A 24128-nucleotide genomic window follows, 5' to 3' on the forward strand; every position below is an offset into this window, starting at 1 on the left:
AATCACTGACCTTCTAGTGTCGCGTGAATGGCACCATCACGTAGTGGCCTGAATGGCAAAGTCACTGCATGACTGGAGTCGGTATCTCCCGGTCTGGCTGAGACGCCTTGCGGGGCGTCGTTGAACAAGCAGCTTCCGGTCGCACTGTGATGCAAAGCGGTAGCAAGCAGGCGTTCATTTTCGTCGCCCAAAGCGCTGCTGAAATCATCGTTAACGCGACAGCCTGGCACTCTGGCATCCAGCCCCGCTTCACCGTTTATCTGGCTTGCTGGTGTTGGGGTAAAGCCATCAGCATAGTCTCCAAAGCCTTTTTCATTGGCTGATTTTGATTGAATAGTGTAATACACCATGCCGCAGTTAGGTGCGGGTAAAAAACCATAGGGTTTGCCTCGCGTGGTGGTGCCTATCTGCACGACCTCTACGTCGATACCACGCAGACCATTGATGACCATTTCACTGGCTGAGGCAGTATCGTCGGTAGTGAGTACATACACTCTGGAGAGGTTCAGCGTCGGTAAAGTGGTGTCGTTCAGGAATACCTCCCGGGTCCAGTCTATTTGCCGAGGCTCAAAGGTATAAATGCGATTGTTGTCCTGGCGTTTAGCATTATAGGTGGTTACACCAAAATTACGATCCAGCGAACTATCGCCCGCAATCATATAGCCCAGCTGCGCGGCACTGTGGATCAACCCACCACCGTTATAGCGCATATCCAGCACCAGCTCGCTAACCCCATCTGTGATAAAGTCATTGAAAGCCTCGATCAGATCACCCTGAGCACTGGCAATAAACTGATTAAACTGCACATAGCCGACTCGTTTCCCGCCATGATCTATGTACTTCGCATTTTGTACCGGGGACAGTGCAAAATCGATGGCGGTCATTTCGGCTGATTTCTCATCGCCCTGAACAGAGCGAAAGACAAACGTGTGGGCTTTCGTTTCAGTGGGGAACAGAGCCTCATTGAGTTGTGCTACTTCGTCGCTGTTGATGAAATCAAGGCCATCAATGCTGAGCAAACTATCACCACGTACGAGCCCGCTCTGCGCTGCCGGTGAATTGGGTTCAACGTAAGCAATGGTAAAATTACGTGGTGGTGCAGTTTCTATTGCAGCCCAGCGGATCCCATAGCTGGTAGTCACACCCGACTGACTTTCTTTTTGATAGCTTTCGTAGGTTTCCGAGTAGTGGAATTGATCCTTCAACGACCCATCAGAATTACGTTGTGTGGTTTTGAGTTGTGCGAAGTACTCAGCAACGGTGTTAAAGTCCTGCGGGTTGTTGTCTGGTAGCTCGTTGTACCAAAGGTAGGTTTCATGACTGAACGAGCGCAACCACATTTTTTCGTGCATCACGGTGCCCGCTTTGTCAGGGAAAGGCTGATTATTGTTAAACTGGTCGACCCCCGAGCGCGGGTTAGCGCAGAAATTAATGAAGTTACTGGCAGGTGCAAATACACCGGCCTGCCAACTCGGTTCTGTGCTACCGTCACCGCTGTTACCACCGTTACTGTTGGTGTTATCGGGTGTTGTTCCGCCGTCTGTTCCACCACCGCACCCTGAGAGTGCACTCGCAGTTAAGGCCAATCCGATGGCAAGGTATAAGCTGCTGAATTGCTTCATGGTTCTATCCTGTTTAGTCATTGCACTAAAAACTATCAACACTGTTTCTACAATACAATATAAAGACCGGATTGATTGTTAATTAATGTCAACGGCAGCACAATTAGTAAGTGTAGGACAGCGGCGTCAAATTAAAAGCTCAACCTCGTGAACGGCGGCGTCGCCAGGGCGGGGATTGCAACAGCAACAGCATGCCACTGAGACAGAAAGCCACACTACAGACTGCAAATGTTATAAGTAGCGGGTTGTTAAAGTCATCCCGCTCGTCATAATCCATAATGTGCAACATCCAGAAAAAGTCAAAAATACGCCAAAGCGTGCTTCTTACGGTGATCACCTGACCACTGTTGGCGTCTAGGTACAAGGTGGTACTGAAGGTGTCGGCAAAGATGACCCGCCAGATGTGTGGCCGATACTGAACTTCCCGTGGCCCCCGGGCAAGTCGCTGTGCGGATTCAATGGCGCCGTCGCCCAGATAGTGGGCGCGGGCATTAGCACGGATTTGTGTTTCGGTCGGACTGGGAAAGGGGGCTCCTGTGGCGGTGAAATAACCCGTTTCTGCGCCAGTGGCAATGATCATGGGCTGATCCAAAAAATGACTGAAGGTCAGCGCATTGAATTGGTCAACGCGGCGCGCCAGCTGGTCTAAATCGGCCGGGTAGTCGGCGAGCGTGAAAGGATTATTCAGATTACGCTTGGCGAGGTGTTTACCATGCACCATTTCCAAAGGGATCGCGCTCATTACCAGGCCACCGAGCAGCCAGGCAAAGATCTGTAATGCCAGCAGATAGCCGGCCAGCTTGTGAAATTGTCGGATGGGTTTAAAGCTGGATTTATTCATAGTGCTGTTTTTTCGTCAAAATTGCTGATAGCTTATGAGAATTCGCGTAAAATCCATAGTGACATATTGTCGCACCTGCCAATCGTATGTGTTCTGTTGCGTGAACATGGCTCAGGTCTGGCAGCGAACTACTCAAAAAGAAACAAGGTAAATGTCCCGTCATGTCAGAAATCCAGTTTTTAAATGTCGATTTAGAGTTAGAATCCAAGCAGGATATTTCTGCCCTGGTTGCGGATCTTAAGAAGAACGCGGTGGTACTGCACTATGATCAGGATGAGTACCGCCAGCTGGCGAGAATAGAAGCCAGCACTCAGGTGACGAGCCCGGATAAAGCCATTAATCACCTGTGTGAATTAATAGAGTCATGCTCTAAGGCCGCACTGAAGCAATGGTTGGGGTGTTCTAAGCGGACCTTTGATATCGGTTTCAGCTGCGGTGAACAGCCTAAATGTTACTCCCAGGCACTGCACGTCGATACGTTGTTACGGATCTCTGCCATTGGTGCCGGGATGGAGATCACCTTGTATCCAGCTGAGAAATAATCCCTTCTATTTAGCCTGTCATTGCTCGTTGAGTTGGATCAGCGCGATAAACCGCACGGATCCAACTATGCTGGCGTGCCGCCTCGCCATTATTCCTTAACCCATAATAGTGACTGAATCCCAATAGAGTCATCACTCTTGTTACTAACTGGATCTAACCTTAATTCTTTTTTTAACATTTTAAGTTTATACATAACAATGCTTTAGTGTTTATTTGTTAAATAAGTTGTGTAAATTTTATATTAATGTGTTGATAATTTGATTTTCGTGTTTTATCTTGATTTGGCACACGAGAGGTGGCTTCCCGTGGTTCAGGTGAGGCCAGAACAGGATTATTTCTGGAGAATTATAACAATGAAACGCATATCTCAGATGACCTTATCTGCACTGGCCCTGAGCCTGAGTGCAGCAGCGAGCGCAACCGCAGCCCCGGTAGATACCGTGAATAACCTGGCAGCGCCGCTGGCACAAATTGATCGCTTTAATCCACAGGCTTTTCAGGTCAGTGATATTAAGAAGGTGATGGCGAAGTCTTTGGCGCAAGAGTTGTCAAGCCAGGGTTCGCGTTGGCAGTCAACACTGGCAAGCCAGTCTCGCCTGACTGTGCAGGACATGCAGGTATCGCAACAGGCGCAATCGCTGATCGGCCAGGCAAGCACACAGACCAGGGTACTGAAAGGATTGCCGCAAAGTGACAGCAACCTGTATCAATTACGTCTGGCCTCTGCAGACATGCTGAGCCAATGGCAGGAAGGCGAAGAGCCGCTGATCGCCTTTGCACCTAAAGGGGATGATAAGACCTGGATCCACGTAGAGGCCTATGACAGTGACGGTCAGCTTCATCTGCTGGATGCCCAGCAAATGCCGCAGCGTCCTGTGCTTGTGCTTGAGTTGGATCTGCAACAGGTACGTCGCGAAGGCCTGGCCGTGATGCAGGATATTTTTAGCAGCGCCAGACAGACACAGGGCGCTGAGCGTGTATCTCGCGATATGCTCCAAGCGAACCAGATGACGACTCAGTCTGAAGCCATTTCGACCAGCGTTTTGAAGCGTATTCGTCTAAACAATGATCAGGAGCCGTGGATCCTGGGTAAGGCTGAAGTGTATGGCATTGTCACCGGTGTGAGCCCGTCGCGCGATGAGCCGGTTCTGGATATTGTTGATATGCCCTACCTTGACCATGACGGCACTGACTATACACCGAATCAAATCCTTATCCACTGGGAACGTTATCGCTGGCAAGCGGCTGATGTATTGCTCATGGAGCAGGATGACAACACCAACTACAAAGATTTAGCGACGACTTTCCTGGATATTGTCACTCAGGTCATGCGCACCATTCCGGATCCCAATGTACAGGGTTATGCGATTATTCCTCAGCTGACTAATCAGCTGATCAAAGCGATGCCAGATCACTGGTTCAGCAATGATGATGACTACGTTGATGTGTTTTATACCTTGTTTGAAGGCCAGAACTATAGCGGGTATATGGGCGCCAGCAATAATGCAAAAATCACATTATCTCCCTTAACCATAGAGCCAAGATAACAGCCAGTGGCCAGCCCATTGCCTTAGCTTATTAGCTCACAACCCGTTGAGTAGGTTACGGTCTAACGGACTAGACCGGTTTTTTTATTCTTCAGCGAGTATACCTTGAGTATGCTCGCTTTTTCTTTTCTGGCGCTGTATTTGAGCGATGTACATAGTTTGCATACGTCATACTGACCACGATTCTCTTTCTTTAACCTTTTCTTTTAACTTAAATTTTAATACCAAAGCTGTTTACCTAACGGCATCCGATAGACGGTTTTAACCCACTTGCGATATCGTCTTTGCTGAGAAAATACACAAACCCATATTTACATACGTTCCGGTATGTATATAATTCAAACATTCCATGGGGTATGTAAAAGAGGGTGAGTGTGAAACCATATTTAGTAATTGCGGCCACAATGATGAGTTTGCTGCTAGTCAAAACAGGTTATGCAGATAATAAAGCAGGGGCCTATGCCGTTGAGGCAAGTACGGCGAGTAAACAGACGATCAGAGACTGGGCCTTTGCAGAAGGGATTGCACAAGGGATCCGCCGCGAGTACCTGAATTTTGAAAGCGGCGGCAAGGTGGTCTTTCTGGCTGACGACCAAAGTGGCAACCGCTTGCGCGCGGGCAGTTTTGTCACCGGACCTAAACCCGGAGAGCGTTTTGGTCAGCTGCTTGCGCGCGTCGATGAACGCACCGGCGCGGAAGCCGTTAAAGGCTATGAGGCGTCACTGCGCAGCGCGGTACTGGGCATTGAGCAGGCGCGGGCGCAGCTGCATCAGGCTCAGAACAACCATAATCTGGCGAAAACCAGTTTTGAGCGTGCACAATCAATGTGGGAGCGCAAGCTCATTGCTAAAGAGCGTTTTGAAGCCGTGAAAACTGAGCTGCTGAATGCGCAGCAATCCATGCACACCGCGACTGCGGCACTGGACTCTGCCCGAAGTCAGAAGCTGGCGGCGCAGGCCCAGCTGAATCAGGGTAAAGTGAATCTGGAAAAGACTGGCATATTTGCGCCCTTTGATGGTCAGCTCAGAGCGGTCAATATTCGCCAGGGGGATTACTGGGCAGGGCCAGCAGCGGTGATGTCAGATAAAGACCGGGAAATGCATGCGGCCATGGTGGTGATCGACACCAGTCAGTACGAGGTCACTTTAAACGTACCTTATTACGCTGCCGACAAATTGGCTGAAGGACAAACTGTATATCTGAGCTGGAGCAATGAGAAGCTGCTGAATGCAGCTAACAGTGGCTTCACCACCGGGGATATCAGTCTGGGTAAGATTTTCTCTGTTAGCCCGAGTATCAGCCTGAATAAGCGTGCGATTGAAGTGAAAGTGCATACCTTTACAGGCGCGCAGAACCTCAAAGATGGCATGCATGTCAGTGCCTGGATCAAGGTGGCAGAAAAACCACAGGCTTTAAGCGTACCACATCAGGCTGTGATGATGCGCAACAACCAGCCTTTTGTATACGTGATCAACGCAGCGAATAAAGCACAACTGACGGCAGTTGAAACGGGTATCGAAGATCTCCATCGTATCGAGATCCTGGCCGGGTTGAACGCCGGCCAGCGGGTGGTCGTGAACGGTGAGCACCTGTTGGTGCATGGCAGCGCGGTACGTGCTGTGGGAGCGACCGATGAATAAGCAGGGTCTGGCACATAAACTGTTTGTCGATAAAGTCATTTCAACTTTGTTGCTGGCCATCTTGTTGGTCGGCGGGGTACTGGCTTACTCGGGCATGTTGAAAGAAAACTATCCGGACCTTGAAATACCCCAGGCCATTATTACGGTTGAATGGCCGGGGGCGGCCGCAGAGCAGGTTGAAAAGGAGATAACTAAACCCCTGGAAGACGCGCTCAATGGTTTGCAGGGGCTTAAAAAGCTGCAAAGTGGCTCACAGTTTTCTTATGCCGTGATTGCCGTGGAGTTCAAGTCCGATGAACCGATGAATGAGGCGATGCAGCGCTTAAGAGCGAAAGTCGATGAAGGCAAAGCTGAATTTCCCGGTGCGGTGAAAACTCCGTTAATCGAACAGGTCTCAGTGAATGATACGCCGATTATTGAATTTATGCTGTATGGCTCGCTGGATGACACCAGTTTCAGTCTGGTGGTTAAAACCATTGAAAAGCGTCTGGAGGCCAAACCTGGGGTAAAAAAGGTGGATAAGGGCGGCTATCGGGAAACGGTCGTACATGTACGCATGCTGCCGGACAGGTTAAGGTCGTTGAAAATATCTCCCAATCTGGTCCGCCAGCGCATTGAGGAGGCCAACCTTGATACCAGCTGGGGGGAGTATGACGATGGTCATCGTATTCATCGTTTGTATCTGGCGGGTCGTTTCGATGATATCAGGGCATTGCAGCAATTGCCGATTGCACGACTGAGCGATAATCGCCTGATCCGGCTTGAAGAAGTGGCGCTGGTTTACAAAGGGCTGGATAAAGTTAAAAGCGAAACGTATTTCTCTGAACTGGGAGAACCTTTTACCCAGGGAGTGTCACTTGGGGTGAAAAAACGTCCGGGTGTTGACACTATTACGCTTATCAATGAAGTGAAAGCAGCCATGGCGGAGTACCAGAAGCAGGGGTTCTGGCCGGAGGGTCTGAAAGTGCAGATCATCAGCGATGAAAGCGCCCTGATTGATGAGTCTTTTGCCAATGTGTTCAGTAATATCTGGCAGGCCATGCTCGCGGTGTTCATCATTTTAATGGTGTTGCTCACCTGGCGGGAAGCACTGATCGCCGGTGCTGCGATCCCGCTCACTTTTTTGGGGGCGCTGATGATCCTGGGTTTATTCGGCTATACCCTGAATACCATGATGATCATCGGTATGGTGTTGGCATTGGGCATGCTGGTGGATGTTTTCATTCTGGTGATGGAAGGGATGCACGATAACCTCTACAGCAAACGCCTGTCATTTAAGGAAGCGGCGCTGGCAACCGTTAAGACCTATGCCATGCCTGCGTTTTCAGGCCAGCTGACCACCATTTTGGCGATGGCACCTATGATGGCCATCGGCGGTGTGGATGGTAAGTTTATTCGTCTAATCCCCATCACCGCAGTGTTGTGTCTGGTGTTGAGCTATCTGATTGCCTTTGTGATCTGTATTCCTCTGTCGCAATATTTGCTGAGCAACGCCAAACAGGCTCAGATGAGTAAGGTTGACAAACTGACTCAGGTCGCCGGGCAGCGTTTGCAGCTTTGGCTGAATCGGTTTGCCTTGCGCAGTCGTCGTCTTGCGGGCACCTGGGTTGCTGGCAGCGTTATTGTGTGGCTGATCTCAATTGGGCTGATGAGTTCGCTGCCGTCGCTGCTTTATCCAAAGGCGGATGGCCGAAACCTTGCTATCACCATAGAGCTGGGGCCGGATGCGACACTGGCACAAAGTCGCTCGGTGGCCGAGCGGGCTGGTGCATATCTGGCCACGCTACCCTACTTTGAAAACGTGACTATGTACGTGGGCAAAAAAAGCCCCAGAGCAATCAGCTCCATCAGTGATCAGCTACTGCTCAATGAAAATCCGAATCTGGTGGGGTTCTCGGCATTATTCGTGCCTAAGGACGAGCGCACCCAGTTAGCCTATGAATACGTGCCTGAGCTCAGAGCGGGTCTGAACGAGGCGCTGGCCGACGTTGCCGGTATTACCGTGCTGTTTACACCTGAAGTGGGCGGGTCCAGCAACGATGACCCCGTGCAAATTGTGCTCAGTGGTTCCGATATGGCGCAGCTGTCGGCGTATGCCAGTCAGGTTCAGCAGCAGTTGGCTACTATTAATGGGGTGACTGATGTGCGCAATAACCTGGGGGCGTGGCAAAGTCAGGTGAGACTGACGGCCAACCGGGAAGCGTTGAATTTTCACGGTATTACCGAGCAAGATTTTGCCAGTCAGCTGCGCCTGGCAACCGAAGCGGATGAATACGGCAAGTTTAAACTTGCGGGGACGGAGGACGACCTGAAGATCCGACTCAGTACATACTGGGAGAGCCGGGATGAAGATATCGGCGGCCCTAAGTCTATGGCCGAGATCAGCCTGATCAGTTTATTTACCCCTGAGGGGGAGCTGGTCCCCGGTGGCAACCTGGTGGAATATGAGATTGATGCGGTGCCGCCACTATATACGCATGCCCAGACTCAGCGTGCTATTACTATCAAAGCTAAAGTAGAAGGGATCACCGTTGGTGAAGTGATTGCACAGCTTGATCCCCACCTGCAGGCCTGGCAGCAAACCTGGCCAGAGGGATATGGGTATAGCTATGCGGGAGAAGCGGAAAACGCCGAAGAAACCTATGGCTCCGCCGGGGTGGTGTTTGTGCTGGCAATCATGATGGTATTTGCGGTTCTGACCTTAGCGTTGGGCTCATTCAAACAGCCACTGGTGGTGCTGTTTACCATTCCGCTGGCATTGATTGGCACCTTTAGCGGATTCTGGGTGTTCCAAATCCCGTTCTCCTTCCCTGCCATGATAGGGTTAATTGCACTGGTGGGGATTGTGGTCAACAACGCCATCGTGATGCTGGACACCATAAACAGTCATATTAAAGCCGGGGTAGGGCTCAGAGATGCCTGTGCCCGCGGTGCGGCGGACCGCCTCAGGCCCATAATTGGCACCAGTATCACCACCATAGTGGGATTGGTGCCGTTGGGACTGAGCGACCCGACCTGGTTCCCACTGTGCTTTGCAATTATATTTGGCTTGCTGGCATCGACTCTGGTGGCCATGATTGTCATTCCGGCAATGTACATGCTAGTCTCGCGACCATTATCTGATAAGCCTGTTTAATATCTGGATGGAAACTACTGATGCCCAGAAGAACCAAAGAAGAAGCCGAGCAGACGCGCCTGGCGTTGATCAAATCCGCACTGCAACTGTTCAGTGAAAAAGGGGTCGCACACACGACCCTGATGGATATTTCTAAGGCTGCGGGCGTGACCAAAGGGGCGTTTTACTGGCACTTCAAGAATAAGCTGGAAGTGCTGGAGGCGATCACCCAGGAGTATGCGTTGCCTCTGGACGAGGCGGCGCAGCACAAGCTGGAAACCATGGTGCCCAGTAGCGCGAATCTGATTGAAGCAATCGCTTTTTATTTCGAGACCCTGGAACAATCGGAGGCCCTGATCGCTTTTCAGGAAGTGATCTTGTTTAAGTGTGAATATACCGATGAGTTCAGTGCGTTACTTAAGCGGGATAAGGATGATCTCGAGAAAGCCCGTGATATTTTTACTGCGTTTATTACTGAAATGGACGAAAGCCAGTGGCAGGGTCCACGCCCTGATACAGCGCACATCGAAGTGGTGAGTCAAACACTGCTCAATGCATTGGTCGGTGCTTTGTTTCAATGGCTCACAACCCGCGAGGGCATATTGTCTCAGACTGTGATCCAGACGGTCAGGATGATTTTGCGTGGTGGTGGATTGAAAGTCGATGGATAAAAAGGCAAACCTGTGAAGGCAAACTGATGTCTGCCTTTTTTGGTTTGGTTCAGCCACGGCCTTGTGCGCTGAACCTTTTTTGTATCAATATAGTGGTGAAAATTACCAGATCTGCTCTACAAACTCAGGGTGATCCACAAACGGGTTGCGATTGCCCTGAAACTGATAGGCACCTTCGTTGCGGGCACGCTCCAGTGCATCAACCGGATCGGCCTGATGCCAGCGTTTGAGCATAGTAACAACCCAGGCCTCGAACACCTGATCACTGCTGCCATTGAGCACGGCATCCCCATTGGTGGAATAGCTTTGCCAGCTGGCAATGCGGTCCTGGTAACGGGTCGCCATATAAAAGTAGGCACGGGCAAAGTCACCCTTGAACTGATCAATCGGCTCAAACACGGTGCCACTGTACCCTATGCCAGAGGCGCTGCCTACTTTACTGCCGTTGCTTGAGACATAAGTGCTGCTGCCGACTTCGCCAAACGGGAAGCTGCTGCGGCGGTTATTCACATAGCCGTCGGAGGCAAAGATATGATGAATGTCAGAGTTCATTGGCTCAATTTTGCCACCAAACCAGCTTTTCGGAAATGAATGCTCACGGTTGTAGCAGTCACCTTCGGTACGGGCGGTACCACATTGATCGCTGATGGCCGTGAATTCATTACTATCTGTTCCTGATGGCTTTTCTGAATAGCGGTCCAGCACCGTACCATTGTTCTCGAAGTAGCGGTCGCGCTCGTACTGATCGATGAACGACCAGATGGCACTGTAGCCCTGATTATTATGGCTGGCAATGATGTTATGCAGGGCAGTTTTAAGAGCATAACCCGATAAACCTGCTGCAGCACTGTAGTAACCAGTCGGAGTATCACCACCACCGTCACCACCGCCAGTACCCAGCGTGAAGCTGTGCGAAGCCGACGAAGTGAACTGACTACCCGACGCTATCGTCCCGGATGGACCGTTCAGGCTATATGAGCCGTTTCCATAACTGCAACAAATACCGTCACCATAGCTATCAGATATAGTAAAAGTGTATGAGCCATCGGTTAAGCACAGGCTTTCACTATAGTTCTGACTGGCGCCATAATTCTGTCCGCTTGCGACGGTCGTATTGGACGCATTTTTTATGACCCAGCTGGTCTCCTCACCATACCTGTCTGTGGTCAGGTTGAAGGTCAGCGCATTGGCCTGGCAGGCACCGCCGGTTGGTGGTGGTGTGCTTGTGGTCCCGCTGGGCTGGAAGTTATCAATATAGACGGTTTCATTGCCGTCAAATCCGCTGATGTCATAAAAACGCAGACCCACGGTGATTTGGCCATTGCTGGTCGCCGTATAATCGTGGCTCAGTTGTTGCCATTGGTTTAATTGTTGCGGATCCGAATAATTGTGATAACCGTCAGCGACCAGACGAGCCCTGACGCCACCTTCAGTATGATAGACCCAGGTACTGAAGGTGTAGGTTTTGCCGGCTTCAACCGTGACGGTTTGTGCCAGATCTGTATTGCCCTGCGTCGTCGTCAGTACATTGACGGCGGCAGCCGTCTGTCCGCTGTAAACGCGATTCTGTTCGGTAGTCAATGAGATACCCGAATCAATGGTGGTCCAGTTGCTGGGTTTACCCAGCTGCCATTGTTCGAAATCACCGTTGTCTACCTGTCCCCATGCCATGGTACTGAGCAGGCTTAACGCGCTGCCAGCCAGGCCCATTGTCAGGCGCAAAGGCCCTTTTATTGTAATCATTTTATTATTCCCGTGTTCTGTTTTTTAATTAATATTGTTGTTTGGTTGTAAAAAACCGAGTGGGAGTTTAAAGGAGTTTTGTTACATTGTCGTTAACTTTTTAATTGTATAAATCGGTACAATGATTTTTAATCTGTTTTATTTGGAGTTTTTGGATATCCATAACCAAATGGAATAACAAAGCAGATACTGTTCTTTTTGTCGCGCAGTGAGTTGCGTATCCTGCATGCTAAGAAAATGACCGAATTGCATGTCTGTGCGGTGGAGCCGCAGGCAGTTCGGCGGGGCAAGCTATATAAGGGTTATGGGGAAACAATCATCATGTTGTTAAGTCAACTCAGTGCCGCGGCCAGTCCGCTGACACAAGAACAACTGCAAAAATTACAGGGGTTAGTGGCGGAGCTTAATCCGATCCAGCAGGCCTGGGTCAGTGGTTATCTGGCTGCCAATGCCAACACTGCCGCACTTGCGGGGACTTTGGGACAGGCACCTGCAGCTGCCTCAGAAGCGGCACCTTTGACGATTTTGTACGGCTCTCAGACGGGCAATGCCAAAGGGGTTGCGGCGCAACTAGAAAGTGCCGCGAAAGCACGTGGCCTGCAAACCAAGTTGGTCAATATGGCTGATTACAAACCTTCAGCCCTGAAAAAAGAACAGTTTATTGCCGTTGCGGTCTCAACGTATGGTGAGGGTGAACCTCCCGAAGATGCTGAGACCCTACATGCCTTTTTGGCTGGCAAAAAAGCCCCTAAGCTGGACGGCGTCAAAATCGCGGTACTGGGCCTGGGTGACTCAAGCTATGAGTTCTTTTGTCAGACTGCCATTGATTTTGAAGAGCGCTTGCAAAAGCTGGGTGCCGAGTCTGTGGTTGCCCGTGCAGATCTCGACGTAGACTATGAAGAGCAGGCAACAGCCTGGATTGACAGTGCACTCGATGCCTTTGAACCTGCGCTAAAGGCACAGCAAGAACAAGGCGGTGCTAACGTCGTGGCCATGCCATTGGCAACGGCCGGTGCCCATGCCAGCCAGTACACTAAACAAAACCCGTTCAGCGCAGAAATCTCTGTGGTGCAGAAGATCACCGGCCGTAACTCGACCAAAGATGTTCGCCACGTCGAAATTTCGCTCGAAGGGTCTGACATTCAATATCAGCCAGGTGATTCACTGGGTGTCTTCTTCCTCAATGACGAACAACGTGTGGACGAGGTGCTCGCCCTGCTTGGTCTTGAAGGCGACAGCGAAGTGGCGCTGGGCAACGAGACGCTGACACTGCGCACTGCCCTGGTTGAAAAGCTTGAATTAACTCAGTCTTACCCTGGCTTTGTCGAAAAGTATGCGGCTGCAACGAATAACGCAGAGCTGAGTACATTGGCCGGTGATAAGGCGGCGCTGCGTGAGTACATCGAAGCGCGTCAGATCTTCGATATTATCAAACAACAGCCAGGTACGCTGAGTGCGCAGGCACTGGTTGACAGCTGTCGTAAGATCCAGCCACGTCTGTATTCTATTGCGTCGAGCCAGGCTGAAGCAGAAGAAGAAGTGCACCTGACAGTGGGTCTGGTGGAGTTTGATGCTTTTGGTGAAACCCATCAGGGGGGTTGCTCTGGCTTCCTGGCGCATCGCGTTGAGGAAGGCACGCAAATTAAAGTGTTCAGCGAGCACAATGACAACTTCCGTTTACCAGCTGATGACAATACCCCCGTGATCATGGTTGGCCCGGGTACCGGTATTGCGCCATTCCGCGCCTTCTTGCAAGAGCGTGAGGCACGCGATGCTGAGGGCGACAACTGGTTATTCTTCGGTAACCCACACTTTACCCAGGATTTCCTGTATCAGGTTGAATTGCAAAAGTACGTGAAGTCGGGCGTACTGAATCGCATTGATCTGGCCTTTAGCCGGGATCAGGCAGAAAAAATTTACGTTCAGGACCGTTTACGCGAAAGGGGTCAGGACGTGTATACATGGTTGCAAAATGGTGCGCACTTTTATGTGTGTGGAGACGCCAGCCGTATGGCCAAGGACGTTCATCAGGCATTAGTAGACATCGTTAAGCAGTATGCAGGTAAGAGCGACGAGGAAGCTGAAGAGTATCTCAAAGAGCTACGCAGCGAGGGTCGCTATCAAAAAGACGTGTACTAATCCTGCGGGATTAGTCAGTACACACCGTCACAGTGTAAGAATTTAGGAATAAAGATGAGCAATAGCGATTACAAACCCAACAGTAAGCTCGACCCGAACGCCAAACTGTCTGATAACGAGCGTTTGAAAACTCAGAGTAACCTGCTGCGTGGCACCATTACGAATGATTTGGGCGATCAATTAACGGGTGGTTTTACCGCCGATAACTTCCAGTTGATCCGTTTCCACGGCATGTATCAGCAGGATGACCGTGATATTCGTGCCGAGCGACTCAAGCAAAAGCTGGAGCCTATGCACAATGTGATGTTACGTGCGCGGATGCCGGGCGGGATCATCAAGCCACACCAGTGGCTGGCGATTGACAAATTTGCTGAAGAAAAAACTGAGTATGGCAGCATTCGTTTGACCACACGTCAGACTTTCCAGTTTCACGGTGTACTGAAACCACATATTAAAGAAATGCACCTGACGCTGAACGATGTGGGCATTGACTCCATCGCCACCGCGGGAGACGTAAACCGTAACGTACTGTGTACCACCAATCCGGTTGAGTCTGAACTGCACCAGGAAGCTTACGAGTGGGCGGCACGTATTTCTGAGCACTTGCTGCCAAAAACCCGTGCCTACGCCGAGATCTGGCTAAATGGTGAAAAGCAGGAAACCACCGAAGAAGAGCCGGTGCTAGGTAGCACTTACTTACCGCGTAAATTCAAAACCACAGTGACTATTCCGCCGAACAACGAAGTGGATGTCCACGCCAATGACCTGAATTTTGTAGCCATTGCTGAAGACGGCAAGCTGGTTGGCTTCAATGTCCTGGTTGGTGGTGGTCTGGCCATGACCCATGGTGATGTGAACACCTACCCACGTAAGGCGGATGACTTTGGTTTTATCAGCCTGGACGACACGCTGGCGGTAGCCGAGCATGTGGTTGGCGTACAGCGCGACTGGGGCAATCGTGCGAATCGTAAAAACGCGAAAACCAAATATACCCTGGATACCTTTGGCACCGATACGTTTAAAGCGGAAGTAGAAAAACGTGCCGGTGTGGCCTTTGCGCCGAGCCGTCCGTATGAATTCACCCATCGTGGCGACCGTATTGGCTGGGTTGAAGGCATTGATGGTAAGCACCACCTGACGGTGTTTATTCAAAGTGGCCGGATCCTTGACTACCCGGGCAAACCACTGAAAACCGGTTGTCGCAAGATTGCCGAGATCCATCAGGGCGATTTCCGCATGACGGCGAACCAGAACCTGATCATCGCGGGTGTGCCTGCTGAGCAAAAGGCTGAAATTGAGCAGCTGGCCCGTGAACATGGCCTGATTGATGATGCGCACACCGAGCAGCGTAAAAACTCGATGGCCTGTGTGTCTTTGCCAACGTGTCCATTGGCCATGGCAGAAGCTGAACGTTATCTGCCAGATCTGATTGAAAAAACCGAAGCGATCCTGGCCAAACATGAAATTGCTGATGACGACATCATCTTGCGTGTGGTTGGTTGTCCAAATGGTTGTGGTCGTGCCATGCTGGCAGAAATTGGCTTTGTAGGTAAAGGCCCGGGCAAATATAACGTGTATCTGGGCGGTAACCGTGCCGGTACGCGGATCCCGAAACTGTATCTGGAAAATGTCGGTGAAGAGGTTTATCTGCCGGCACTGGATGAGCTGATAGGTCAGTGGGCCAAAGAGCGTCAGCCGGATGAGTGTTTTGGTGACTTTGTGATCCGTAAGGAAATTGTGGCCGAAGTGAAGGTATCTAAAACCGACTTCCATGCTTAATTTAGAAGGCGCCCGGCGCCTTTGACCACAGCTTTTGTGTGGTGGTGAATACTGGGAATGAGTAATGAGTGACTTTAAGCAAATCTTAACGCTGGATAAAGCCTCGCAACAGGCATTATTGAATGATGCGAACGGTATGCTGGCTGAGAAAAGTGTTGAAGAGCGTGTGATCTGGGCACTGGAAAACCTGCCAGATAACCCGATTTTATCGTCCAGCTTTGGGATCCAGGCAGCGGTGATGCTGCATTTAGTAACCCGTCAGCGTCCGGATATCCCGGTGGTCCTGACCGATACCGGCTATTTGTTTCCCGAGACCTATCGCTTTATTGATGAACTGACAGAGCAGCTTAACCTGAATCTGAAAGTCTATCGTGCGACACAGGGCCCGGCATGGCAGGAAGCCAAATTTGGTAAACTATGGGAGCAGGGCGAAGAGGGCATTAAGCGTTATAACACCCTGAATAAGGTAGAGCCGATGACCCGTGCACTGAACGAGTTGCAGGCCGGGACCTGGTTCAGTGGTTTACGCCGTCAGCAGTCTTCGACTCGTGCCGACAAACAGATCTTAGAGATCAGTCGTGGCACGGTGAAGGTGTATCCGATTATCGACTGGCATAACCGTGACGTCTATCAGTACCTGACCAAGCATGGCTTGTCTTATCATCCGTTATGGGAACAAGGCTATGTGTCTATGGGTGATGTGCATACCACCCGTAAACTTGAGCCGGGTATGAGCGAAGAAGAAACGCGCTTCTTTGGTCTAAACCGGGAATGTGGTTTACATATTGATGGTGACGGCATTTAGTCGATTCTTATCAGATCGCAATCATAACAGCGGACCCGGCCACATAGCCCGGTCCGCTTTTTTGTCACTATTGGGCTGCAAACGCTACACTGTGACTAACGAGGGGAAAGAGAAGGTGACTGCGATGCGCACAATACACAGTCTGTTTGGTCTGTTACTGTGGCTGGTGCCAATCACTGGGCAGGCTGCTGTATCACCCCTTCCTCCGACCGGAACTGAGTTACCGGTATTGCGTGTTGCTTTGCCTTATAATGCCTTTCCCCCCTTTGTCACTGGCGACCCCAATCGGCCCGGTGTGATCCCTGAGCTGCTGGCACACTTTACGCCTGAGGGTAAACCGCTGGATGTGGACTATATCCCGGAAGAGCGCTCAAAAAAGCTGATCAACCATAATCAGATCCAGGTACGTATGGAGTCCGAGTCCTGGTATCGGGGTAAAACATCAATGTGCTGGAGCCAGGGATTATACTGGGTAGAGGATGTGTTGATCACACACCAGAATGCCACCGTGCCCACCCAGGATTATCAGGACTTTATTATGCTCGGGCGATTTGGTTATACCTATCCGACGGTTGAGCAGGCATTGGCGCTTGGACAGCTTCAGCAAAAGCTGTTTTACTCGGAACGGGAGATGCTGGATGCGCTGGCGTCGCCTGTGAAAGAAGACCGTCGTTTTGCACTGATGAGCCTGCCTGCGGTCCGTTGGCTGCAGTTGAGTAATCCTAAATTTATTACCGCGCTTAAAGTACATAAAGTGGTTGATACCGCGCCTTTACAACTACAGTTCAATCATTCAGAACAGGGGTTACGTAGCTGTGCGCAATTTCGAGATTTCTTTGGGCGCTTTCGCCACTCTACCGAATATCGCTCTATACTGTTAAAGTATGGCCTCGATATAAAAGGAGTGCCGCAATGAAGTACGCAAGTTATCTGTTAATTATGGTGATGCTGATTGGTGTGGCGTCATTGTTTGTTTTAAAGCGCCCTGATGGGCGCACCTGGCTGAGCCTGAATGATATCCTCGGCAAGGCGCAGACTCAGGCACAGCAAGTGCTGAATGAATCTAAGCAGCAACTAGACAAAGCTGTGGATATGGTCAGCAGTAAAGATGCACCGGCAGCGCAGGACAAACCCGCAAAAATCTATAAATGGCAGGATGCACAGGGCAACTGGCACTATTCAGACCGCCCCAATGCGCGTGGGCAGAGTGAAGAAATGACACTGGACCCCAGCAAGATCACCATCATGGCGGCGGAAAATACTGACATTCTCAAGCAGCTAAAAGAGCAGCAGGATGCCGGCCGGATCCCGAAAGATTTACCAGCAAACATGAGTCCGACTGACATTAAAAAGTTGATCCAGGATGCACAAAACGTTGAAAAGTTAATGCAGGAGCGCAGCAAGAAGCTCGAAGGCATTTAACCTATAGTTGTACTTCAACATACTCGGCGATCGCCAGACTAGCGGTCAGCCCGGGTGATTCAATACCAAACAGGTTGATGAGTCCTTCAACCTGGTGGTGTTGATGCCCTTCAATCATAAAATCCTGCCCCTTTTCGCGGCTAAGCTTGGGCCTGATCCCCGCGTAGTCGGGATGCAGCCGCTCAGGGTCCAGAGCGGGCCAGTAGCTTTGTATTGCTTGCACAAAACGGGCTTTGGCCTGTGCATCAACCTGGTAATCCAGCTTGTCAATAAACTGGGTATCGGGCCCAAACCTGAGTTGACCTGCCATGTCTAAAGTGGCATGGATCCCCAGACCATGCTGTTCAGGCATCGGGTAGATCAGGTGATTGAAGGGGTGGGGGCCTTGATAACAGAAATACTGACCACGGCATAAATGGCTTTGTGGGATCTGGTCTTTGCCAAGCCCCGCGATGCGCTGAGCATTGTCTTGTGCAAACAGGCCTCCAGCGTTGATCAGAGTATTGCAACTCAGCTCAAAGGGGGCACCGTCGCAGTTTAACGTCAGTGCAAATCCTGACGCTGTTTTTTCCGCCGATTCAAAGCGGGTGTGACAGACCAGGTTGCCACCTGCGTGCTCAAGCTGATGGACTAAAGACAGCATCAACTGGTGGCTGTCGACAATCCCGGTTGAAGGTGAAAACAACGCCGCACTGGTGTGCAGGCCAGGAGCCATATTTGCAATTTGTGTCTGGCTGAGTGGCGTCAGATCATGCACGCCATTGCGTTTTGCCTGCGCCTCGATGGCTGCGAGTTTATCCAGCTCGTGTGTCGTGCGCGCGAATAAAATTTTGCCAAGCCGTTTCACCGGAACATGGAAGCGCTCGCAATGCGCGTACAGCAAGGCTTTACCACGGACACACAAACGTGCTTTGAGACTATGCTCAGCATAATAAAGACCGGCATGGATCACTTCACTATTGCGACTACTGGTATGTTCGCCAAATTGTCCCATCTGATCGATGACCAGAACGGAACGGGTCTGACTGAGGCGCGCCGCGATGGCCAGGCCAACGACCCCTGCGCCTATGATCACTGTATCTATATGGTCCATGGATGTCTCTGAATGAGCAACTGAAGGCAAAATTGTAGCGAAATGCCCACGCATAGGCAAAGCCACTGGTGGCAAATTGGGTTGCAGTGCAATCCCGATTAGTCTGACTTTTCTCGGCGCATTAGTAGAATCGTCAGATAAATCTTAGTAGGTAATGAACAGATCAGGCCTATGGCTATACAGGCCGCTCCTAGTGCATATCCCTTGGGACCGAGTGCCGTCAACCACTGAGCGCTCAGCAGAGTGTGTCCTGTGAAGATCAGCAACAGGCCGCATACAATCACACAGTGCAGAATAATAATCAGGCGTTTTTGTTTCTTCATGATCTCAGCCTCCACAAACTGGGGGTGAGATCATTGTGATATTGTAAAGAGTAAAACGGGTTGCGCTATATCAATTTCGGTGACGTTAGGACTAGCGTCGCTCGACGACTGCCGCCGTCATGCGAGCCACACAGCATAATTCATCACGCGCATTGACTATTTTTACTTCCCATACGGAGGTGCGTCGACCAAGGTGTAAGGGACGGGCTGTGGCGGTCAGCGTTCCGTTTCGAGAAGCCTTGAGATGATTGGCGTTAATCTCCTGTCCGACACAGTAAAAACGTTCAAAGTCGACAGCAAAATTAGCCGCATAACTGGCCACCGTTTCGGCTAACGCGACATTGGCGCCACCATGGACCATGCCCAGTGGATTATGATGTGCCGGAGTAGCGGGCATAGTGGCAACGAGATAATCGTCGCCAATTTCACTGATGCTGATCCCTAAGGTTTGCATCAGCGTGCCTTTTTGATGAAGCCCCTCATCCAGAGCTTTGCATTGTGCTAGTGTGACCGGGCGATACCAGATACTCACCGTGTGATCTCCTGTATTATCCAAACGAAATAGGTTTTCTGCCTGTGACGCTGTCCACATTATTCTTTTGCTTATTGCGTCGCTTTTTGCCAGCCTGCTTGCCCTTGTCAGTAGCTGAAGGTGCACTGTGTTGGTGCGCCGGTGGGGGGGGTGGCTGGCTACGGTCTGCGGGCACTGCGCCCTCAGCCAGGGTCAGCATAAAGGCTTCTTCGTTAAAATAGAGGGTATCTCCGGCGTACAATTTCTTGCGTTTAACCGTACAAAGTTCTCCATTGACGCCCACATATCCGGCGGCGATAAGTTGCTTGGCCTGTCCACCACTCTCTGCAAAGTCTAATACTTTTAATAGGTTACAAAGTTCAATTGGCTCTTCTTCGAGCTCGATTTCAATATAATCTTGATTCATATCACAACCCCATTGGATGTTTTGCGACAGTATAGCGCGACGCTGCGGTGAACCACGAAACTTTTTCGAACATCGTGGTGTCTTTAATGTAATTGCAGCATTTGGTGTGTATCTTGCACGCCGATACGAAGTCGGGCGGCCATTGGTCGAGGCTTTTGGCAGTGATTCGCTGCGACTTTTGTAAATTATGACAACAGGAGACATTCCATGGGGATCCGTTCTGCATTAAAAAAAGACCTGATGAATTTAGAGGCATTGGGGTTAATGACAGCAGATGATGTGCGTGGCTATCTCAACACTCAGCTCAATCAGGGCAGAGACAAACTGACTTTGATCTCACGATTCAATGAGCATCACAGCCAGGTTCAAGCTGGTTTACCCAGTCAGGAGAGCGATCTTAAATTTGAGCGTCATCGCTTGTTTAAAGAAATTGTGTATCCCAAAACCGCGGTACAAAACTGGCTGACGCGTAGTCACTGATGCTGTAAGTCGCGATGGCACAATGGACAGATGTCGGGCGGCTGTGGTCTACTCAAACCATAATAATAAGAACAGGGAATTTTCATGAAAGTATGGTCAGTGGCAGGGTGCCTATTTTTGAGCGCCTGTAGCAGTCAGCCTGTGGTACATGTGTTTCACTCCTCTTTGGACGACACAAAACAACATCAGCTGGTGAGCCAGCTGGAACAGGCCAATATAAACTATGTGTTGAATGACCTTGCTGTGCCTGCACAGTACAACAGTGACAGTGATACTGTCCGCCTGAATCGTTTTCCCGCGGATCAAAATGATGTGCTGATCTCGCAGCTGTCTGAGGTGGTACAAGCGTTAGGGTATAGCGGGCTCAATGTGCAGGAGTTTAACGGCGAATATCATCGTTTCAGTGAAGGAAATTACGGCCTGTACTTTCCCGGTGAGCTGGCGCAAGTGGCTCTGCCTGAAGTGGTGTTTTCACACAATTGCGCGTTGGATGCATTTCAGGTTGAGCTAAAGACAACTGGAGACTGGTTGCTTACGGGCACAATGACGCAAGGGAAGTGGCTCTACAATGATCCGTATCTAACTCTGATTTGGGATAGCGGTCAGGGGACCATGCAGCAAGCCTATCAAGTTATTTCACACACAGTGCAGACGCGATTCGGAGAGAAACCCGCTGCCACTTACCAGGTAATGGGCCATCGCAGTTATGCCTCCATCCCAATCTTTAACTGTGATTTGCAGGTGATCTATGCCGAGTAGCTCGGGAGCAACGGTTAACTGACAGCGCTAACCGTTGCTGAACATGGCGTCTCGCTTACGGTTGGTTGGTGTTATTCATACTGGCAATAAAGGCGTTTGAGTCTTCAATCGAGCGATTCATATCGCTGATCAGCGACTGAATATCCCGCTTCAAACCACTGAATTCGCCTTTGATGGCGGCAATCGCTTGTGCGTTAAGGTTGTGCTTTAAGTACAACACGTTATCTTTGAGTGAATCCAGAACGGGTTGCATTTTGGCTTCGCTGGCGCGCATCGAACGTAGCAGCTTGTCAAATTGACGTTGCGTCTGACGGAGCTTTTGCTCGCTCTGGCGTTTCAGGCTGGCACTCGAGTATTGAGCCAGTTCATCCTGCCATTCAGAGAATAAGGCTTCTGCAACATCTTCTACTTTGTCTATGTTTGTACGTACGTCCTGCGCAGCGGCTTCACTGGAGAGATAATCATCATTGAGTTGTTGATACACACTTTGTAATTCGCCACCATCAAAGTTGATCAAGGTGGTCAGGCGTTCCAGGGCAGACTGAAACTCTTGTTGTGTTGCCTGTTGTGCTTCTTTAGTATTTTCTACACGGTCCACTAAGATCTCACGCTTATGCACCCCCACTTTTTCCCAGGCTGCGTAGTACGCGCTTTGACAGGCGCTGAGCAGGCTCAGGCTTAAGATTATGAGGCTCGTTTTTATTACAGAATTGTTCATCGGCTTTCCTAATGCAGTTGATACATAACGGCTTATACTTAAATCTGACCCTATGAATTATGACTGGGATTGGTAAGATGTGCAAAACTCACTCTGTAAACCTGTGTAATGATGAATGAATTATGGCGCTTGCGGTTGCAGCGTCTGAACCTGCAAGGTCGTGCAATGGTCAGACGTCAGCCCGACTGGTGGCAGCGTTTTTTTAGACGCTGTCAGGAAGATCAACTGACGATCAACGCCGGTTATCTGGCGTATGTGACCTTGCTGTCACTCATCCCGCTGGTGGCAGTTGGGGTGGCGATTTTCAGTGCATTTCCTGGTTTTCAGGATGCCCGAGATGCCATTGAAAACTTTATTTTTAATAACTTTGTGCCTACCTCAACAGACACCATTAAATCCCATATCAGTGCTTTTACTGGCAATGCTAACGAGATGACCGCTGTGGGGATTGGCTTTTTGACGGCGGTTGCCCTGTTATTGATCCGCAATGTGGATGCCGCATTGAATCGCATCTGGCGAGTCGAAAAGTCACGACCAATGATGATTTCCTTTGCCATTTACTGGATGGTCCTGACCTTGGGTCCCGTGTTATTGGGGGCCAGCATTGGCGTAACATCTTACATTGTGTCACTGGTCTCGTTTGCCGATCAGGGGATCCCAGGCTTTAGTGGCTTTTTGCTGAAGCTTTTGCCCTATGTTATTTCCATGGCAGGCTTTTTTATGCTCTATACTTTAGTACCAAATACACGCGTGTCTTATCAGGCAGCGATACCAGGGGCATTTTTTGCGGCTTTGCTATTTGAACTGACCAAAAAAGGCTTTGCTCTGTATATCAGCCATTTTCCCTCATATGAGGTGATCTATGGTGCGCTGGCCACAGTGCCAATTCTGTTCGTCTGGGTTTATCTCTCCTGGATGGTGGTGCTGCTGGGTGCTGAATTTACTGCCTGTTTGTCCGAAAAGGAGTGCGAGGAACAAGACACACCACAATAAAGAGGTGTGCAATGACTCAATTGTATCGGCTGGAATCGCCACGACGCAGTTTTCATATGGCGGTGTCTCATGGACACCAAATACAGGTAGAAGAGTTTGGTCTGGAGACCGGGTTGCCTGTGATTATTTGTCATGGTGGCCCGGGCAGCGGTTTATGTCGTCAGTCTGCCAGTTATTTTAATCCACAGCGCTATCGTATTATTTTGTTTAGTCAGCGCGGTTGTGGCCAGTCTTCCCCCCAGCAACTTACACACAACACCACCGAACATCTGCTCCAGGATATAGACAGTCTGCTGTCGTACTTAGATATCAGTCAGTGCGTACTGGCGGGGGGATCCTGGGGCGCCACGTTAGCCCTCTTGTTTGCGCAGCGCTATCCGCAGCGAGTGCAGGGATTAGTGCTATGGGCGACCTTTCTGGGGTGCCAAAGTGATTTGCAGTGGCTCTATGGGATCAGCGGTGCCGGGGCACAGTTCTATCCAGAGCGTTATCAGGTTTTCAGTCAGGGACTAGGGGATTACAAAGCGGTATTGTCCCGTTATACCCAGCTATTGCATTGTGATGATGAAGTGGCGGTGCGCCGCGCTGCGCAGCAGTGGCATGACTGGGATCGTCAGCTTAGCGTTGGCAGCCAGGCGCAACGTTATCAGCTGGATCATGAACAGGCTGTGGTCCAGCAAGCCCGGATTATGGTGCATTACTTTCATACCCGCTGTTTTATTGAGGAACAACAGATATTCCATCAGGCCGATAAAATAGCAAGTTTGCCTGTGTGGATGATCCATAGCCGCCATGACTATGTCTGTCGTTTTGCGATGGCTCAGGCTCTGGCAGAGCAGCTTAATGCGCGTTTGCTGATCCTCGAAGAAGTTGGGCACTGCGCCACAAATGCAGTATATTCCGAAGCCATACGGCGTGCCGCCGATCTGCTGTTATGTAAGCTGGCACATTAGCGGC

At 50.4% G+C, this 24128-nt stretch carries 22 protein-coding genes; 14 read left to right on the plus strand and 8 right to left on the minus strand.

Going from position 1 to position 24128, the window contains the following annotated elements; translation table 11 throughout:
- Positions 1–2 precede the first annotated feature (2 nt).
- Complete coding sequence (locus tag NH568_RS20225; RefSeq protein WP_253050326.1) at positions 3–1622, minus strand: S41 family peptidase; 1620 nt, start codon at positions 1620–1622, stop codon at positions 3–5.
- A 139-nt stretch (positions 1623–1761) separates the two neighbouring features.
- Positions 1762–2463, minus strand: coding sequence for a hypothetical protein (locus tag NH568_RS20230; protein ID WP_253050328.1), 702 nt, complete (start codon positions 2461–2463; stop codon positions 1762–1764).
- A 161-nt stretch (positions 2464–2624) separates the two neighbouring features.
- Here NH568_RS20230 and NH568_RS20235 point away from each other — a divergent pair, with 161 nt between their 5' ends.
- From NH568_RS20235 to NH568_RS24115, 5 genes are all read left to right on the plus strand, one after another.
- Positions 2625–3005 (plus strand): hypothetical protein, encoded by a 381-nt coding sequence (locus NH568_RS20235; RefSeq protein ID WP_138552605.1) that lies wholly within the window; start codon positions 2625–2627, stop codon positions 3003–3005.
- A 354-nt stretch (positions 3006–3359) separates the two neighbouring features.
- Positions 3360–4553, plus strand: coding sequence for a DUF3103 family protein (locus tag NH568_RS20240; RefSeq protein WP_253050330.1), 1194 nt, complete (start codon positions 3360–3362; stop codon positions 4551–4553).
- Positions 4554–4927: 374 nt separating this feature from the next.
- A complete protein-coding gene (locus NH568_RS20245; RefSeq protein ID WP_253050332.1) occupies positions 4928–6193 on the plus strand; it encodes an efflux RND transporter periplasmic adaptor subunit in 1266 nt (421 codons plus the stop codon).
- On the plus strand, positions 6186–9329 hold the full coding sequence (locus NH568_RS20250; RefSeq protein WP_253050334.1) for an efflux RND transporter permease subunit: 3144 nt from the start codon (positions 6186–6188) through the stop codon (positions 9327–9329). Before NH568_RS20245 ends, NH568_RS20250 begins: the two co-directional genes overlap by 8 nt.
- A 20-nt stretch (positions 9330–9349) precedes the next feature.
- The gene (locus NH568_RS24115; protein ID WP_290444388.1) at positions 9350–9979 is read left to right on the plus strand and encodes a TetR family transcriptional regulator; all 630 of its coding nucleotides are present in this window, start codon (positions 9350–9352) and stop codon (positions 9977–9979) included.
- Positions 9980–10081: 102 nt separating this feature from the next.
- On the opposite strand, the gene NH568_RS20260 is transcribed toward NH568_RS24115, so the two are convergent.
- Positions 10082–11689 (minus strand): endonuclease, encoded by a 1608-nt coding sequence (locus tag NH568_RS20260; RefSeq protein WP_253050452.1) that lies wholly within the window; start codon positions 11687–11689, stop codon positions 10082–10084.
- 354 nt (positions 11690–12043) lie between these two features.
- Between NH568_RS20260 and NH568_RS20265 the strand changes: the two genes are divergently transcribed.
- The 5 genes from NH568_RS20265 to NH568_RS20285 all read left to right on the plus strand — a co-directional run bounded on the left by NH568_RS20265 (position 12044) and on the right by NH568_RS20285 (position 17867).
- Complete coding sequence (locus NH568_RS20265; protein WP_253050336.1) at positions 12044–13861, plus strand: assimilatory sulfite reductase (NADPH) flavoprotein subunit; 1818 nt, start codon at positions 12044–12046, stop codon at positions 13859–13861.
- A 54-nt stretch (positions 13862–13915) separates the two neighbouring features.
- Positions 13916–15640 carry an assimilatory sulfite reductase (NADPH) hemoprotein subunit gene (cysI, locus tag NH568_RS20270; RefSeq protein ID WP_253050338.1) on the plus strand — a complete coding sequence of 575 codons (1725 nt, stop codon included), beginning with the start codon at positions 13916–13918 and terminating at the stop codon, positions 15638–15640.
- A 64-nt stretch (positions 15641–15704) separates the two neighbouring features.
- Positions 15705–16445: a phosphoadenylyl-sulfate reductase gene (locus tag NH568_RS20275; RefSeq protein ID WP_253050340.1), complete on the plus strand. Its 741-nt coding sequence runs from the start codon at positions 15705–15707 to the stop codon at positions 16443–16445.
- A 124-nt stretch (positions 16446–16569) separates the two neighbouring features.
- Positions 16570–17361, plus strand: coding sequence for a hypothetical protein (locus NH568_RS20280; RefSeq protein ID WP_253050342.1), 792 nt, complete (start codon positions 16570–16572; stop codon positions 17359–17361).
- Positions 17358–17867: a DUF4124 domain-containing protein gene (locus NH568_RS20285; protein WP_253050344.1), complete on the plus strand. Its 510-nt coding sequence runs from the start codon at positions 17358–17360 to the stop codon at positions 17865–17867. Before NH568_RS20280 ends, NH568_RS20285 begins: the two co-directional genes overlap by 4 nt.
- Before the next feature lies 1 nt (position 17868).
- Here NH568_RS20285 and NH568_RS20290 read toward each other — a convergent pair whose 3' ends face one another.
- From NH568_RS20290 to NH568_RS20305, 4 genes are all read right to left on the minus strand, one after another.
- Entirely contained in the window at positions 17869–18960 is a 1092-nt protein-coding gene (locus NH568_RS20290; protein ID WP_253050346.1) for an NAD(P)/FAD-dependent oxidoreductase, read from the minus strand.
- A gap of 98 nt (positions 18961–19058) precedes the next feature.
- The gene (locus NH568_RS20295) at positions 19059–19283 is read right to left on the minus strand and encodes a hypothetical protein (RefSeq protein ID WP_253050348.1); all 225 of its coding nucleotides are present in this window, start codon (positions 19281–19283) and stop codon (positions 19059–19061) included.
- A gap of 91 nt (positions 19284–19374) precedes the next feature.
- A complete protein-coding gene (locus NH568_RS20300; RefSeq protein WP_253050350.1) occupies positions 19375–19815 on the minus strand; it encodes a PaaI family thioesterase in 441 nt (146 codons plus the stop codon).
- A 16-nt stretch (positions 19816–19831) separates the two neighbouring features.
- On the minus strand, positions 19832–20221 hold the full coding sequence (locus tag NH568_RS20305) for an RNA-binding S4 domain-containing protein (RefSeq protein WP_253050352.1): 390 nt from the start codon (positions 20219–20221) through the stop codon (positions 19832–19834).
- A gap of 207 nt (positions 20222–20428) precedes the next feature.
- Here NH568_RS20305 and NH568_RS20310 point away from each other — a divergent pair, with 207 nt between their 5' ends.
- Both NH568_RS20310 and NH568_RS20315 read left to right on the plus strand, forming a co-directional pair.
- A complete protein-coding gene (locus NH568_RS20310; RefSeq protein WP_054014929.1) occupies positions 20429–20701 on the plus strand; it encodes a hypothetical protein in 273 nt (90 codons plus the stop codon).
- A gap of 84 nt (positions 20702–20785) precedes the next feature.
- The gene (locus tag NH568_RS20315; protein WP_253050356.1) at positions 20786–21460 is read left to right on the plus strand and encodes a hypothetical protein; all 675 of its coding nucleotides are present in this window, start codon (positions 20786–20788) and stop codon (positions 21458–21460) included.
- Positions 21461–21515: 55 nt separating this feature from the next.
- On the opposite strand, the gene NH568_RS20320 is transcribed toward NH568_RS20315, so the two are convergent.
- On the minus strand, positions 21516–22178 hold the full coding sequence (locus NH568_RS20320; RefSeq protein ID WP_138550858.1) for a DUF2959 domain-containing protein: 663 nt from the start codon (positions 22176–22178) through the stop codon (positions 21516–21518).
- Positions 22179–22286: 108 nt separating this feature from the next.
- Between NH568_RS20320 and NH568_RS20325 the strand changes: the two genes are divergently transcribed.
- Positions 22287–23171 (plus strand): virulence factor BrkB family protein, encoded by an 885-nt coding sequence (locus NH568_RS20325; RefSeq protein WP_253050359.1) that lies wholly within the window; start codon positions 22287–22289, stop codon positions 23169–23171.
- An 11-nt stretch (positions 23172–23182) separates the two neighbouring features.
- Positions 23183–24124: an alpha/beta fold hydrolase gene (locus tag NH568_RS20330; RefSeq protein ID WP_253050361.1), complete on the plus strand. Its 942-nt coding sequence runs from the start codon at positions 23183–23185 to the stop codon at positions 24122–24124.
- Positions 24125–24128: the final 4 nt, after the last annotated feature.

This window comes from Pseudoalteromonas sp. XMcav2-N, assembly GCF_024124545.1.
GTDB lineage: Bacteria > Pseudomonadota > Gammaproteobacteria > Enterobacterales > Alteromonadaceae > Pseudoalteromonas.